General features: G+C 63.2%; 16 protein-coding genes. 2 read left to right on the forward strand and 14 right to left on the reverse strand.

What is annotated here, in order from left to right; genetic code table 11:
• Positions 1–8 precede the first annotated feature (8 nt).
• Positions 9–137, forward strand: a complete 129-nt coding sequence (locus Tchl_RS18295; protein WP_268810549.1) for a hypothetical protein — start codon at positions 9–11, stop codon at positions 135–137.
• Between the two features lie 47 nt (positions 138–184).
• On the opposite strand, the gene Tchl_RS18015 is transcribed toward Tchl_RS18295, so the two are convergent.
• The 13 genes from Tchl_RS18015 to Tchl_RS14265 form a co-directional block, all read right to left on the reverse strand.
• Positions 185–1,015: a Rha family transcriptional regulator gene (locus Tchl_RS18015; RefSeq protein WP_232311596.1), complete on the reverse strand. Its 831-nt coding sequence runs from the start codon at positions 1,013–1,015 to the stop codon at positions 185–187.
• Positions 1,005–1,205 carry a hypothetical protein gene (locus Tchl_RS17815; protein WP_157110121.1) on the reverse strand — a complete coding sequence of 67 codons (201 nt, stop codon included), beginning with the start codon at positions 1,203–1,205 and terminating at the stop codon, positions 1,005–1,007. Before Tchl_RS17815 ends, Tchl_RS18015 begins: the two co-directional genes overlap by 11 nt.
• A 1-nt stretch (position 1,206) precedes the next feature.
• On the reverse strand, positions 1,207–1,644 hold the full coding sequence (locus tag Tchl_RS17820) for a hypothetical protein (protein ID WP_146060807.1): 438 nt from the start codon (positions 1,642–1,644) through the stop codon (positions 1,207–1,209).
• A gap of 83 nt (positions 1,645–1,727) precedes the next feature.
• Complete coding sequence (locus Tchl_RS14220) at positions 1,728–3,095, reverse strand: ATP-dependent nuclease (RefSeq protein WP_075148992.1); 1,368 nt, start codon at positions 3,093–3,095, stop codon at positions 1,728–1,730.
• Positions 3,096–3,171: 76 nt separating this feature from the next.
• Positions 3,172–3,552 carry a hypothetical protein gene (locus Tchl_RS14225; RefSeq protein ID WP_075148993.1) on the reverse strand — a complete coding sequence of 127 codons (381 nt, stop codon included), beginning with the start codon at positions 3,550–3,552 and terminating at the stop codon, positions 3,172–3,174.
• A gap of 306 nt (positions 3,553–3,858) precedes the next feature.
• Positions 3,859–4,152 (reverse strand): Mor transcription activator family protein, encoded by a 294-nt coding sequence (locus tag Tchl_RS14230; protein WP_160113144.1) that lies wholly within the window; start codon positions 4,150–4,152, stop codon positions 3,859–3,861.
• Positions 4,153–4,162: 10 nt separating this feature from the next.
• Entirely contained in the window at positions 4,163–7,318 is a 3,156-nt protein-coding gene (locus Tchl_RS14235) for a terminase gpA endonuclease subunit (RefSeq protein ID WP_075148995.1), read from the reverse strand.
• Positions 7,319–7,321: 3 nt separating this feature from the next.
• Positions 7,322–8,017: a terminase small subunit gene (locus tag Tchl_RS14240; RefSeq protein ID WP_083945243.1), complete on the reverse strand. Its 696-nt coding sequence runs from the start codon at positions 8,015–8,017 to the stop codon at positions 7,322–7,324.
• Positions 8,018–8,023: 6 nt separating this feature from the next.
• Positions 8,024–8,881, reverse strand: a complete 858-nt coding sequence (locus tag Tchl_RS14245; protein WP_075148996.1) for a ParB N-terminal domain-containing protein — start codon at positions 8,879–8,881, stop codon at positions 8,024–8,026.
• Between the two features lie 88 nt (positions 8,882–8,969).
• Positions 8,970–9,761 (reverse strand): hypothetical protein, encoded by a 792-nt coding sequence (locus Tchl_RS14250; protein WP_232311597.1) that lies wholly within the window; start codon positions 9,759–9,761, stop codon positions 8,970–8,972.
• A gap of 17 nt (positions 9,762–9,778) precedes the next feature.
• A complete protein-coding gene (locus Tchl_RS14255) occupies positions 9,779–10,078 on the reverse strand; it encodes a hypothetical protein (protein ID WP_075148998.1) in 300 nt (99 codons plus the stop codon).
• A 331-nt stretch (positions 10,079–10,409) separates the two neighbouring features.
• Positions 10,410–12,818 carry a VapE domain-containing protein gene (locus Tchl_RS14260; protein WP_075148999.1) on the reverse strand — a complete coding sequence of 803 codons (2,409 nt, stop codon included), beginning with the start codon at positions 12,816–12,818 and terminating at the stop codon, positions 10,410–10,412.
• Between the two features lie 42 nt (positions 12,819–12,860).
• Positions 12,861–13,373 (reverse strand): phage regulatory CII family protein, encoded by a 513-nt coding sequence (locus Tchl_RS14265; RefSeq protein ID WP_075149000.1) that lies wholly within the window; start codon positions 13,371–13,373, stop codon positions 12,861–12,863.
• A gap of 205 nt (positions 13,374–13,578) precedes the next feature.
• On the opposite strand from Tchl_RS14265, the gene Tchl_RS14270 reads away from it, so the two are divergent.
• Positions 13,579–13,890: a hypothetical protein gene (locus Tchl_RS14270; RefSeq protein ID WP_075149001.1), complete on the forward strand. Its 312-nt coding sequence runs from the start codon at positions 13,579–13,581 to the stop codon at positions 13,888–13,890.
• 43 nt (positions 13,891–13,933) lie between these two features.
• On the opposite strand, the gene Tchl_RS14275 is transcribed toward Tchl_RS14270, so the two are convergent.
• Entirely contained in the window at positions 13,934–14,182 is a 249-nt protein-coding gene (locus Tchl_RS14275; protein WP_075149002.1) for a DEAD/DEAH box helicase family protein, read from the reverse strand.
• Positions 14,183–14,200 lie beyond the last annotated feature (18 nt).

Raw genomic sequence — 14,200 nt, forward strand, 5'->3', positions numbered from 1 at the left:
ACACGAACATGTCGGCACGTCTCATCCAACGCCGCAAGACCGTCCGCGTGCGCGCCTACGTTCGCACCCGCTTCGGCAACCGCGAACATGTGTGCGCACACTGGCGCTCGCATCCGGGTCAACTGACCCTGTTCTAAGCAGTACAAAGCCCGCCCGGGCTCCTTCTCGGGCGGGCTTTTTACGCCTATCCCTCCGGCCTTACATACACATACCGCCGCGCCCCCTTCGCCATGCGCTGTTTGCGCCAGCCCAGCCGCGCCATGATGTAGCCGAGGCGGGTTTGGGCGCCGTGAAAATCGCTGTGGCCGGGGGTGAGGCCGATGGCGCCGGACAGGATGTCCTGTGATTCGAAGTGGTTGCGGGCGGCCTGCTCGGGGGCGTCCAGCCAGGCGGAAACGCGGCTGGCGGTGCCGTCGTCGTGAGAAATGGCGCGCAGGCGGGTGTCTGCGCTGACGGCCGGGGCGCTGGCGGCAAGGTCGGCGTCGGTAACGCCGAGCTCTTCCATGAGGTCGATGCCGGTGTGGCGCAGGGTGGCGGCGTTGGCCGAGCGGGCCGCGTGGGCGTGGCCCAGGCGCAGCCCCTGTGCTGCGCGCAGCAGGCCGTTGAAGCTGCGGGTGGCCGCCACGATGTGATCGGCCCGGTGCGCCACCGAGGTGGGCAGGCCGGGTGCCGCTGCCACGCCCGCCGCCGAATCGCGCAGATCGAAGAAGGCCCGGACCAGCGCCTTCTTGAACCCGCGCACGATGTCGCTGTTGCGCATGTAGGTGAGCAGCAGCGTCGCCTGGGGTTCGTTGAGGAAGGCGATCTCTTGCCGCTGCGTTCCGCCTGCGGTTTCAAAGGGTCGGATTTCAAATCCAACCCTTCCGAACTCTTCCAGATCTTCAAGGTACTTCCGTACCAGCTTGATAACTGATGCGTGCTCAACTTCAGTGCCTTCGGCGATCGCAAGGCTCGTAGTCACCAGTTCACCAGCGCGCTCGATCACGATCTCTGGCATGTGCAGGTCAGGCAGCATTCTGGCCTCCGTTCGCATGCGAGCCACGCTTACCGGGGCGGCCGCGCCGGGGTGGTACCACGCCGGGAATCGAAGCCTTGAAGGCGGCAAAACACGCATCTTGCTGTGCGGCGAAGTAGCGGCCCCACTCCACTTGGCCGGCTTTATCGCGCAGCGTCCAGCGACCGAAGGGAGCGAGGTTGAGCGCCAAGTTAGGCATCGCCTTTCTCCGTGGCGAAAATTTCGTTCAATTCAGTAAGGCAGTTGACCAAATCGCTGTGAAGATGGTCTGCGCACACCTGCAGGGACTCTTTATTAAAATCTCCGGCATCGCCATAGCGCAGCATGTGACGCTTGTAATAAGCATTGAGCAACTTCAGTTCTGATGTTGATTGGCTCGACAAGAATGGTCCGCCCGCGTTTCGATCAACCTCAGCAACAAGAACCTCCAGATCATGACCGAAATCCTTTCGTAGGATTGGCTCGTACTTTCCATAGTCATGGGCTAATAGCAAAGCTTTTCCTATGCATTCGAGCCCTTGGCACAATAAATGTAGATAGACGAACCTGTGCCCTTCGTATGCTTTGACCAATCCGCCGGCCATGACAAAACTGCGGCCCTTTTCGTACATAGGAATGGTAATACGCACGCGAGCCCCCTTGCGATACCTAACGTAGAGGTAACCGGCGCGAAGCCGGATTTATCGGCGGAGCGTCCGAGTTAACCGCCATGTTAGGAGTTCATGTGCGTAGAAAGCGAGCCGAATAGTGTCTTAAGCTGCATTGCGTATTCTTCCTTGAGTTCCAATTTTTCGTTTAGCAATCCTTGAACCTCGTCCGTAGCTTTGCGCGGTGGTTTTGTGCGAATGTCCTTGGCCGGGATACATGCAAAGTGGAATTCCGGAAATTCGAGCGCCGCCTTATCCCGCTCTTCGGTCTTGTCTCCATCAAATAGGCCTGCCACCTTCTTGTATCCAAGGTCTTTAAGAATCCGACATAGATGCCGGATGTTGCTAGCGCCGCCAGCACCCCAGCCGAAAAAATTCCCTGTGATCTCTGCTTTTACCTGTTCCGCTACCCGTGGCAATAGCAGAACATCTTCTTGCCCTTCAGTCAGGATTATTTGATCTTCCTGAAAAAATAGCTCGCGCGCATCAAGACCAAACACGTGTGGGTTGTACAAGTTTCCCTCTGATAGCCGGCTGATTGAGTCTTTCGCTGCAGCAGAAACTTCGTAGATTATTGTGCCTTCGTCCCCTGTCGCCACACGAGCCAAGTGGCCACCATTTGAAAGTGCTTTGAGGTCGACGAAATATGGGGAATGGGTTGAAACAACAATCTGCCTATCTTTCGCAAATCTACACAGCAAGTTGGCAACTCTCTTTTGAAGGGCGGGGTGAAGAGAAAGTTCTGGCTCGTCGATTACGATGACGTCTCCAGGCTTCGAGTCGTAAAGGGAGTCGACTATGGAAAAAATGCTTACGATTCCTTCACCCATTCCATCACTTGAATGTGAGTCATCCCCGTTAAAGAACTTCAGAAAATACTGTCCTTGGTCGGACTGGTCTATCGACCACTCTGGCTTAAAGGTCAGAACTTCATGGAGGATTTCATTGAATGCCGTTTGATTCTTGAGCACTGTGAAAAGTCGGTACTCGAATCCGCTCAGCATCGATGAGCGTTGAGGTGTAAGAGTTGAGTTGTTTAGATGTTGCTCTCTGGAGTGCTCAGATCGGCCAAAGTAAGGATTGAATGCCCTGCGTGATGGAAGTACAAAGACGTGGAAATTAGAATCGACTCCTTCTTTCTTGGTTTCACTCGCGCCTTTCTTTATGGACTTAATTGTTTCCTCTTTGCCGTTGATAACGTATTTAATTCCAACCTCTTCAACGTTGGCGTTACGCGCTCCAACCGTAAAGCTTGGCGGTTGATGGCCTGCGCGAGCCTTGAGGCATTCCAAGATTGAAGACTTCCCAGCATTGTTTGGCCCCGTAATGACTGTTAAGCCGCTTCCGATCTCTCCGTTTGGAACGGAAAAATTTATCGTGCCGAGCGTCCTGAACCCCCGAAAACCCAAGATCTCCATTCTTGTAAGAGCCATGAGTTGTGTTAACTCCTAACGTGAAGGTAACCGGCCTTGCGCGGCTTTATGCGCAAGGTCCGTGTTGACCGAAAGGTTAGATTTTTTTTGCAACGACGATAATGCCCTCCGTGTAGCTATATCCGTAGCCGTAGCCGTAGCCCCAACCGCCGTTGGCCCCTGGACCACCTTTGGTTTCATATTTCCAGGAGTAGTTGCCGGAGGTGACGTCTGTCAGCGACATAACCTCAAAGCCTTGCTCGTTCAATTTGTCCACGGCAGCTGCGACGTCCTTAGCTAAACGCTGGCCGTCAATTTCACGATCAGACCAACCTGTTTGAACCCATTGCTCTTCCTTTCGGAAGACCTCCTTTTCACCGCCGAAGAATCCCTTCTTCGTTTCACCGGTAGGCACCTTGATGGTTTCAGCTTTTCCTATGGGTTTGAAAAATGCTTCTACAAAGACCACTTTGTTCATTGCGGCTCCTAAAAAAATCTAACTTTGTTTTAGGGCGACAGTTCTACTGCATAACATCTGAATGCCGGATAACATTTTTTGCAAGCTATTGTTTAGACGTAGAAAGCGCGCGAAAAGCACCATAACAAGGTAGGAAAAGCAGCTGCCGACGGCATAGCGGGGCTGCGACCCATCTAACACATAAGCGGTAAGCATACCGCTTCGACCGGATGATCGCTATCTGGATCGAATTTCAGCGGGTGGTATATGGCCGATAGTACCCTGCGGGCATCCGAAGCACGCTCAAAGGAGACATGGAGCCGCTACTCACCGCGCACTGGCAATCTGCCGCACCCACCGCACGCTCACCCCAAACTCCCGTGCCAGCACCGCCGCATTGCGGCCGGTGAACCGCCCCCGGATCTCCGCAATAACCCGCTGTCGGTCGCGGAGCCGGCGACGCGGCACGTAGATGTTCTCGCCGCCCAGGCGCAGCATGATGCGCTCGACGAACATGGCGGCCATGTCTTCGCAGGCCGGAATGCCGAAGGACTTGGCGACAGCGCGGGCTTCGTCTTCGATGACGGCGATGGGGTCGTCGTCGATGTCGTGTTCGTTCATGGTCGGCCTCTCAGTGCATGGGGATGGGGGCGAATAGCTCGTCGTCTGCATCGCTGGTGGATAGGTCGGCAGCGGGCAAGGCGACGGGGACGACAGGCTGTGCGCGAGGCGGCTGGGCGGGTGCTTGCGGGGCTTCGGCGTGGGCCTGTGAGGGCACAGGGGCGCTGAACAGATCTGGCGCGAGCGCGTCCCGCCACTTCTGCCACGTGCTGGCGGGGGTGGTGTGGTAGCCCATCGCCTGGGCCAGGAAGAGCACGATGACGGTGCAGTCGAGCACCTCGTTGCGGTGCCCGCTGGGGCATACCCAGCGGTCGGCCCAGCCGTGGGCCATGCGCACCTTGATGCGGTGCTCGGCGGTGAGCTGGTCGAACCATTCGGGCGGCAGGTGGCGGTTGAGGTGGATGTAGCCGGGGCCGGGTTGTTTGACCTGGTCGAGCCGGCCGTGGAGCAGATCCTTGGCGGTGTCGACGCAGATGCGCCAGAGCTTGACGCCGCGCTTGAGGGTTTTGCCGAAGGCGTTCACGTCCACCCAGCTGGGCTTCATTTTGATGGGGGCGCCCAGCGCCTGGTCGCCCTTGGTGGCGAAGACCTTGCGGGCGTTCATGGCGCGGCAGTAGGTGTAGGCCTGGTGCGTCCAGTTGGTGCCGCCGGTGTCGATGCCAACGGCGTCGATGGGCATGGCGTGGCCGTTGATGTGGCGGTAGGTGGCTTCGATGACGGGGTTGAGCTTTTCGAACCATTCCTGCTGCTGGGCCGGGTTGCCGTAGATGACGCGGTAGTCGATGGGCCACATCTCCTCGCCTTCGCCGATGGCCCAGGCGACGGCTTCCCAGCGGTCTTGCTGGGTGTCGATGCCAAGCAGGATCTTGCAGGCGCCCTGGGGGACGCGCTGCAGGGGGAGGTCGATGTCGGTGAGGGCGCGGGCACGCAGCAGGCTGGCGTCGGTGTGGTCGTATTCCTCCTCCCAGACGTCGGCGAGGGTTTCATTCTTGAAGCCCTGCATGGGGCCGCTGTCGCCGAGCTTTTGCGCTTTGCGGGCCTCGAGAAATTCGCGGACGATGTCGGGCCAGGCGCGCTGCGGGCTGTAGGCGGTCCAGACGTTGACGAAGGCGACGTGGCGCGGGGGTTTGCGCGGGGTGCCGCGGCTGTCGGTCCAGACCTTAGCGGTGTGGTTGTAGAGGTAGTCGCCGCAGCGGCTGACCCAGCGGCCGGCTTGCCAGATGGTGAGGTAGTCGGCCTGGGTGATGGGCTCGTTGCAGTGGGGGCAGACGTGGCGGACGGTGGCGGGGTCGGCGTTGTCCCACTTGAAGCCATGGCGGACGTCGGCCCCGCCCCACATGAGGGGGTGGTCGAGCTCGCAATGGGGGCAGTCGATGCGGAACTCCATGACGGCCTCGGCAGCCTGCACGCGGCGGCGGACGTGGCTGGTGAGCTTGTGGCGGGGGGTGGTGCCGAGGATGATCTTGGGAAACGGGGCGCCTTCCAGCCGGCCCTTGGCGCCGGTGACGGGGTCGATGGTCTTTTCGACGACCTGGTCCATGGCGTCGACTTCGTCGAGGATGGCCACGGCGATGGTGATGCGGCGAAAGCTGCGGGCGGCCTTGGCGCCGAGGTAGTGCTGCACGCTGCCACGGAAGCGCTTGAACTTGATGGTGTCGTCGTCGCGGCCGAGGCGGCGGACGGGGTCGAGCCCGCGGCAGATGTCGAAGGACGGGGTGATCTCGGACTTGACGAAGCTGTCGCGATCGTCGTCGGTGGGTTGCCAGATGGCGAGCTTGCGGCGGCGATGCGCGGCGTTGTATTCGGCGAAGCCGACGACGGTTTTGGTGTTGTGAGTAGGCACCATGGCCCGGGTGCACAGGAAGAGATGGCTTGGGCTGTCGACTTCGATGCAGCGCACGGGGACGCTGGCGATGGGTTGAACGCTGACAACGCGCCGGCAGTAGGTGATGGTGGGGCGTTGTACCTCGATTACGCGGTGGGCCTTGCGCTGCAGGTTGAAGGGGTTGATGGCCGGCGACGGTTTGAAGTTGACCCGGTATTGGTCGAGGTGATGCGCTTGCTGACGCATCCGACCGCGCAGGGTGGCTTTGAGGCCCAGCGAGACGACCAGCTCATACACGCCGTCTGCCAGTGCCTTGTTGGTGCTGACGAATTCGCACCGGCCATTGGTGCCAACGGTGCCATCGGAATCCATCAAGCCGCGCAGCAGTTGCAGGCGCTGGTTGCGCGAGGCTCGCAGGTAGATGGGCGGGATATGTTTGCTGCTGAGCAGGCCAAGCGCGCGGAACCGGGCGGCCCAGGGCGTTACGGCGCGCGGTTCGTCCCCGACATCGAGCAGGATGGTGGCGTTGTTTGGATTCCGTTGGTCGAGATAGCACACGCGGGCGTCGATACCTTCGGCACGGATGTGGTCGGCGGTTTCTACATCGCCCCGGTGTTGCGTGATGCGGGGCGTGACAAGGTGCCCGTCGCCCAGCCAGAGGCCGAGGGTGTAAGGCGGAATGGGCAGGTCTGCGTTGGGCAGCTCGAGCGCGGCGGCGTTTCTGATGCGGAGTTGGTTATAGCTCCAGCCTTGGGACTGGATTCGGGCCATCTGGCCGGTGTCGAGAATGCCCTGCGTGGTGACCTGACGCCCCCGTGGCGGGCGGCCAAAGGGGCGGGACTGGCTGGGGGATAGGAGGTATTCGAAGCTGACCCTGCTTTCGACCATCCAGCGGTGACCTTCGTCGGCAACGACTTGGGTGCCATCGCAGAAAGTAATGCGGTAGCAGGTGTGGTTGCGGTAGATGGGTGAGCAGTAACGCACGATACAGGGGCGCCCTGCTTCGTCGAACACGGTGTCGCCCGGCGCGAGGCGGCCCATGGTTGTCCATCCGCTGGGGGTGGGCACGGGGGTGTCGAGTGCGAGGGCGTACCCCACCCGCTTGGCCTTCTCGACGTTGACCTCCTCGATGTCGTCATTCGAGAAGGCGTCCATCCAGCCGATTTGGAACGGCCACGGCACGAACAGGCCGCGCTGGTGGCTGGATTCTTCGTCGAGGTCGAAGTGCTCGGCCGCCCAGGTGCTGTAGGCCACGGGCGGGTCGGCCTTGAGGGGCCGCAGGCCGGCTTCGATGGCGCGCTTGAGGGCGTCGAGGGTTTCGGTGGGCAGGCGGGCAGTCATGGGTCAGTCGGCCTCCGGTGAGGCGTCGGGGGTTTCGTCTTCCTGGATATCGAACGGGTCCAGGGCGTCGGCGATCAGCGAGGCCGTTTTGCGGACCATCTCGTTGCGAGCGCGAGCGACCTCGGTCATGACCAGGTCGCGCACTGGCTGCGGCAAGTCGGGGCAGACACGGTTGATGCCGGCGGGGATCTGGTCGAAATGGTCGACGGCAGACTGAGCCGCGTTCGAGAGCACGTCGGTGAGGACGTCGATGGGGGCGTAGGTGCCGCGGGCGACGGCGTTCTTGATGTCCTGCCCTTCGCGCTGCGAGCGGGCGAGCAAGGCGCGTTCGGTCGGCAGGTCGATGGACCCGTCAGCTGCGGCGCGGCCGGCGGCCTCTTCCCGAAGCTTGCGAAGGTAGCGGATGCGGATGTCGGCCAGGGGGACTTGCTTGTGGTCGAGGCCGAACTCGGTCAGCAGCTCGCGCAGGCGGCGGTCGCTGATATCCAGGTGCGCGGCGATCTCGGCCTGGGTGGGGGCACGCTCGACCCGCCCGGCTTCGTCGCGCAGGTGGCGTACATACGCGTGCACTAGCGGGGCGAGGTTGTAGGCGTTTTTGTCGACGCGCGGGATGACGCCCCGATCCACGAGCCGGCTCAGCTCGCCCGGCGTGAGGTCCAGCAGCCGGGCGGCGGTGTCGTGGTTGAGATGGCCTGACATGGCGGTTTAGCGTCCGCCTTTGGAGGCAGCACGGTCCAGTTTCTCGGCCGCTTTTGCGGCAGCCTTCGCGGCGGCCTCGGCGATCACTGCCCGCCGTTTCTCGGCGCGGTCAAGGCGCTCGATCTCCGCAATCAGCAGCGCAGCCGCTTTCACCAGGTTTCGGCGCGGCGTGCCAGGCTTCCACCACTCGGCCGGAAAAGGCCATTGAGACGGGCCATCGTCCTGCTGCGGGGCGCAGCCATGCAGCGCATAGCAGGCCGCAGCACGGGGCAGTTCGCCATCCTGATACTTGTCGTCGTGCGCAGGCGCCCAACCCTCGACCGCGATCTGGCGCTCGCGCTCGTTGATCACCTCTTCGACTGCCTCGACGCCACGGCGGCGCTTGACGACGGGAGCAGCTGGCGGCGCCTTATCTACTTCCGCCCCCTCCCCCAGCTTCGCCGTTGCCGCGCTTAGATTCGACAACGACGCCAGGGCATCTGCCCCGATACCGAGGGTGCCGAGGTCGAAGCCGTCATCCTTCAGCAAGGCCAGCTGCTGGGCCAGGACGGTTTCGTCCCATTCGCCGTTACGGGCGATCTGGTTGTCAGCGATGATGTACGCACGCTTCTGTGCCTCACTCAGCCCCGTGCGGCGCAGGCAGGGCACCGTCTTCATACCCGCACGAATCGCTGCCAGTCGGCGGCCGTGGCCCGCCAGCACCACATTACCTTCGTCGACGACGATCACGCCGTTGAAGCCGAATTGCTCGAAGCTGGCCACCAACTGGGTGATCTGCCCATCGCCGTGCTTCATGCTGTTGTCCGGATGGGGCGTAAGCGCCTCCGGGTCGATATGCTCAATGATGTCGTGCTGAGTTTTCAAAACCGGAACCCCCTTAGGAAGGTTGAAAAACAGTGGAAGCACGGGGTTCGAATTACCCGCGGGCGGATCACCCCGGAAGGACCCGCAGTCATGCCGTCACCTTGTCGAGTTCGGCCTGCAGCGCGGCCTCGATGCGTGGCCGGAACTCGCGTTCGATAGTCCGCTTGGCCACGCCGTAGAAGTCGAAGCGCCGTTCATACGACGCGCTCTTCACGAAGATCATCACCGGCTCGATGCGGCTGCCCAAGGCGTAGTTGGTGCGGCGGTAGATGCCGGGCTGCATCTTGTGGGTCGAGCCGCGACTGGACTGCTCCGACCTGACGAACGATCGGCGATCGCCAGCGCGGACGAGGAAGTACTCCCAGCCGGCGCGCTTCTTCGTGCCCTTGCGGCGGCGGTCTCGCCCCTTCACACCCATGTTCTGCGTCGAGCCGGCCACGCGCTCGGCGGCGTCGAACCAGGACAGGATCTGGCGGATCTCGCCGGGGCTGTGGTTGCCGTAGGCGTCGAGCTTGGCGCGCTCGCCGGGCACGGCCACCCAGCCGGCCGGGAGGACGCCCACGGCCTGCAGTGCTTTCTCGAAAGCCTTCTGCCTGCGACGGCTTGCGCCCTCGATCTGCGTCTGCAAGTAGTTGTCAGCGCGGTACCAGTAGCCGTCCTTGATCTCGACGCGGGCCTGCATCTCAGCCTTGTCCAACTTCACCTGGAAGCTATTCAGGGTCCAGCGGGTTGGGCGATCAAACACACGCCCCATCTCGCGCACCTCGGCATCCTTGACCTCGCGCGCGGCGTGGAGCAGTGCGCGCTGCGTGGCGATCTCGACGGCGCGCGGAGCTTCCTTGGCCAGACGGCCGATCACCTGGTCGATGTCAGACTTCACGCTTAACCGCGCAACCATCACCGCGCCCCCTTCCCAGCCAGTTCGCGCACCTCGCATTCCTCGCGTTCCTCACGCGCCTGGGCCCGCATCCGCGCCACGCTACCGCGCACGATCAGATCCCAGGCCGCGATCGCACCCGAGAGGTCGGCGAGCCATGCGGCCCAGCTCAGGATCATGTCCGGGTCGCCCTTCTCCACCGCAGCCTTGATCGCAGCGCCGATCTCCTTCTCGTCGGCCTCGCTCCAGTCGCCGCGCTGCTTGCGCACTTCGGCCACCCGTACGAAGTCGCCGCGCATCTTGTCGATTACCGTTTTCATCTCATCACCTCGTCACGCTTCCCTGCCCTGTTTCCCAGCCTTCCCAGCCTCAATACCGAGGTTGGGAAGCCAAAAGCCTTGCAATCCCTGCTTGTTCCCAACCTTCCCAACCTTCCCAACCTTTTTGTTCGGTGCGCACGCGAGCGCGCGCGGGGGCGTGTACGTGCCCCCGCGCCCTCGTACGCGCACGGGCGAGCACGCGTGAAGCGCGAGGCTGGGAACGTTGGGAAGGTTGGGAACCCCCAGCAACGGCGCGGGTTGCAGCTTCCCAGCCTCTGCGCAGAGGCTGGGAAGGCTGGGAACGGAGGGTGGGAAAACGCCCACGGCGCGATCAGAACGGCGCACAGCCACCCTCCCCACTCGCCGGTGGCGAAACCCGCGCCGTTGCTGCGCTGGCACGAATATCGCTTCTACCCTTGTTCATGCTCGGGGGCGTGTAGAGGCGGCGGCGACCCGGGTCAGCGGCGAGCCGATCCTCCACACGCCCGCAGCCGAGCTTGCGCAGGGTGATGCCGATACGCGTCACCACCGCAGGGGTGAGCTTGTCCGGCGTGAGATTGAGCGGACCTGCGGCTACGTCCGCCATGCTGAACGGCCCGGTCTGCTTATTGACCCACTCGTACAGGTAGTCCTCGAACGGCTCCGGCATACCCCGCTTGGCCTGCTCGGGGTTGAACAGCACTCGCTGCTCGTCGTGCGTCGGCCAGCAGCGTTCGCCGTTGCGGTAGTCGTACAACGCCTCGGCAAACAGCAACTCGCGCACGGCCAGCAACCCGTCGAGGTCGAACTCCCCCGCACACATCACCGGCCAGAATCGGCGTGCCCCGGTCACGTCCTTGAGGTATTCCTCCTCGTTGGTCGTCCCGATGAACACCGACTGGCGCGGTACCTTGATGATGCGTTTGCCGTACGGGGGGCGATACTCATCGTCCTGCCGGCTGAGGAAGGACTTCTGCTTGCGCTCCTCCGCCTTCATGAGCGAACCCAGCTCCGCGATCTCATAGACCCAGTGGCCGGGCAAAGCCATCAGCGAGTCCTTGTTGCTCAGATCGAGGTCGGTATCGGCAAACCAGTGCCAGGACAAGATGCGCGCGGCGGTCGATTTGCCCCGCCCCTGCTCGCCTTCCAGCACCAGGCAGTAGTCGAACTTGCAGCCGGGCTCCATCACCCGCTTGATCATGCCGCGCAGGAAGAACTGCCCGACGAAGCCCACGTACTCCGAGTGTTCCACGCCCAGGAAGTCGCTCAGCCAGTGCGCGTTGCGGCGCACGCCGTCCCACGGCGGCAGCGCCTCGAGCGCCTCGCGCACGGGGTGGAAGCGGTGCTTGCGTGCCAGCACCTCGACCGCCTGCGCCACGGTGCTCGCGCTGAACTCCACCCCCCACTTCCGTTGCAGCCAGATGGCCGTGGTGATGTCGAGCAGATCCGTCCATTCGCCGGCATCCGGCCCATTGCGCTCGCATGGAATCGGGCGGCGGAACTCGGTCTTTTCCGCGAACTCGTTGTAGCCGATCGCGCCGCGCCACTCGCGCATGCACGACAGGATCAGCTCGGCATTGGCCAGACACGGGCTGATGTCGCCCTTTTTCTGGAGCAGGTCGCGCTCCCACTCGTCGGGCGGCTCGTCGTCATCAGGGGGCGCTCCGGGCGCATCTTGCCCCGCCCCTGCGGGAGCTGTCATCGCGGCGGGGGCAAGGTCGAGGTGCGCACCGTCGGGCGCCGGGGGCATTGGCACGGCAGCAGCAGGGGCAACGGGCGGGCGATCGGCCTTTGCCGCGCGCGGTTTGCGCGCCTTGGCCTTGGCCCAGGGCGACACCCAGCCCGCCTCCTCCGCCAGCCCGAACACCGTGCCCAGCGAAATCTCCCTGGGCTTGAAGCTCGCCCAGCGCTTGGCTGTATCGTCTGGCCCCGCATACTTGGGGCTGCGTGACGACCACGCATCCCACACCATGTAGCCGGGGGCGCCGAGCTCGACCAGCGCATGCCCCACCTGTATCCACGTGTTGTATTCGTCGGGCGGCACAAAGCCCAGCGCCTCTTCGGCCAGCGCCACCGACTCCGCCCGGCTGCGCTGCCGGCCACCCACGGCCACAGGCGCAGATGCAGCAACCGGCGGCGCAACAGGCCCGGCAGGCGCTGCCGGCTTGCCCTTCACCGTCACGTACAGCCGGCGCAAGGTCGCTTGCGAGATCTCGCGCACATCCTCGGGCGCCCCGCTCCAGGCACGGCCGGTGAAGGTGAAATACTGCCGTCCGGTGAAGACCTCGATGCCCACCTTGTTGTTCTTGAAGGTGCGCACCTCGCCATCCGCCGGCGCGGCGCAGATGATGTGCACACCGGTGCCCGAGGGCGAATACTCGGTATAGCTGTCGCAGGCCTGGATGATCGACAGGCAGCGCTCGGCCACCTCGCCCGACCCGGCATCGATCATCCCGTCCAGGTCGATGCCCAACAGGCCATCGCCGGGCAGGAAGGCGAACCCGACGCCGTCGAAATCGCCCCGCCCGGCCGCTGCCAGGGCGGTGGCGAATGGCACCAGGTGCGAGCGGTCGCGCTCGCTCCCCTGCTCTTTCCACCGCCGCCCGCCATCGGCGTAGTACGGCATCTTGCGCGGCTTCTTCTCCGGCGTTTCGCCCGGCTCATAGCGCCACAGCAGCCACTGAGCCCGATCGGCGAGCGCGGCCGGTGCAGCGCCGGGCAGCGGATTACGCGCGCGGAATTCGGCCCGGTAGGCAGGCAAGTCTGCCCAGGGCAGCGGATCCGTTCCCCCCTGCATACCGAATCAGCGCGCCACGTGGATCGGATGCACCACGTCATCGACCGGCTTCACCTGGCTCTCGACCTCCTTCAGGAAGGCATACACCGCCCGCACCACCCGATTGCCGGCCACCCGCAGCGCCCCCACCTCGTCGACCGTGATGAGTCCATCGCGGCGCGACTCAGTGTACTCACGGGCCAGCTCGCCGAAGCGCGACATCATTTCCAGCTGCGCCTGCAGCAGATCCGCCTCGCCCGCCTCACCTATCGGCAGCGGCACGAACAACCCGCCGAACACCGCGCATTTGGCCTCGATATAGCCCGTGGCGCCGGTCTTTTCGGCAATCGCCGCGCCCATCGCGTCGGCCTCGTGGTCGGTCACGTCGTAGTTCGGCATCGAGTCGGAAAACTTGTTGTGCAGCACGCCCGGGCTGCGCCCGATCAACCGCGCCAGGGCGGCGATTCCGCCGGGGTAGTGCTTTGCGTCCGCGTGCAGCGCCAGAACGGGGTCTGCGCGGTCGGGAGTTGCGTGAGTCATCTTGTTATCCCCTCAGTCCACTTCTCGAAACACCACACCTAGACTCGCCTCAACCCCAGCGAAAAAAGAACGCCGGGCAGCACCTGCGACCCGGCGCGAACAGCCAAAGCGGCTGAGGGAGACAAGCATGCAAAACGGGAGGCACGCTCCATGCAGATAGAATGCGAGTTGTCACACAACACAGTCATCACCACAGGAGCGCACCATGAGCGATTACGAAACCGAACTACGCGAAGGCTTCGAGGAACTGCTCGAAGCCACCGAGCAAACCTTTACCGCGCTGGCCGGAATCCTTTCCGAACAAGCAGCGCCCGGATCCACGCTACGAGAGCTGCTGCAAGCCGAACAGGCGCTGAACCTGCAATTCGGCCCCAACGGCTTCCGCGACCGTTTTTTCCGGCGGATGCTCGTAAAAAGCTCTTCTGCGGACCGTCGGCGCGCACCAGGCGATGCAGCTCTGCAATCTCTTGTTGCCAGCGTTCTGACGCCTCGAGAGGACGATCCAGAGATCCACTGACACGCTGCACCCCGCCGCCCTCCGAAGTTTTCATTTCAATCATTCAGACCTCCGCACCAACGAGGCCGGCTTCGGCCATCGCCCTGGCGAACGGCACAACACGGCGCAAGGCCGGAAGCGCAGAAGCTTTCCAGTCGGCGCGGTTGGTCAGTACCAAGCTGCCGGCCGGAACGCGGGCGCGCCCGTCCCAGTCGTCGATGATCTGCGTGCAGCCGAAGTGGGCGGCGAGCGCTTGCGCGCTGCCGGTCTTGCCGCAGCCTTGCGGGCCATGGACGACGACGGTGCTGGGCATGCGATTACTCCTCAGTGG

It is taken from the genome of Thauera chlorobenzoica (assembly GCF_001922305.1).
In the GTDB taxonomy this organism is placed as follows: Bacteria; Pseudomonadota; Gammaproteobacteria; order Burkholderiales; family Rhodocyclaceae; genus Thauera; species Thauera chlorobenzoica.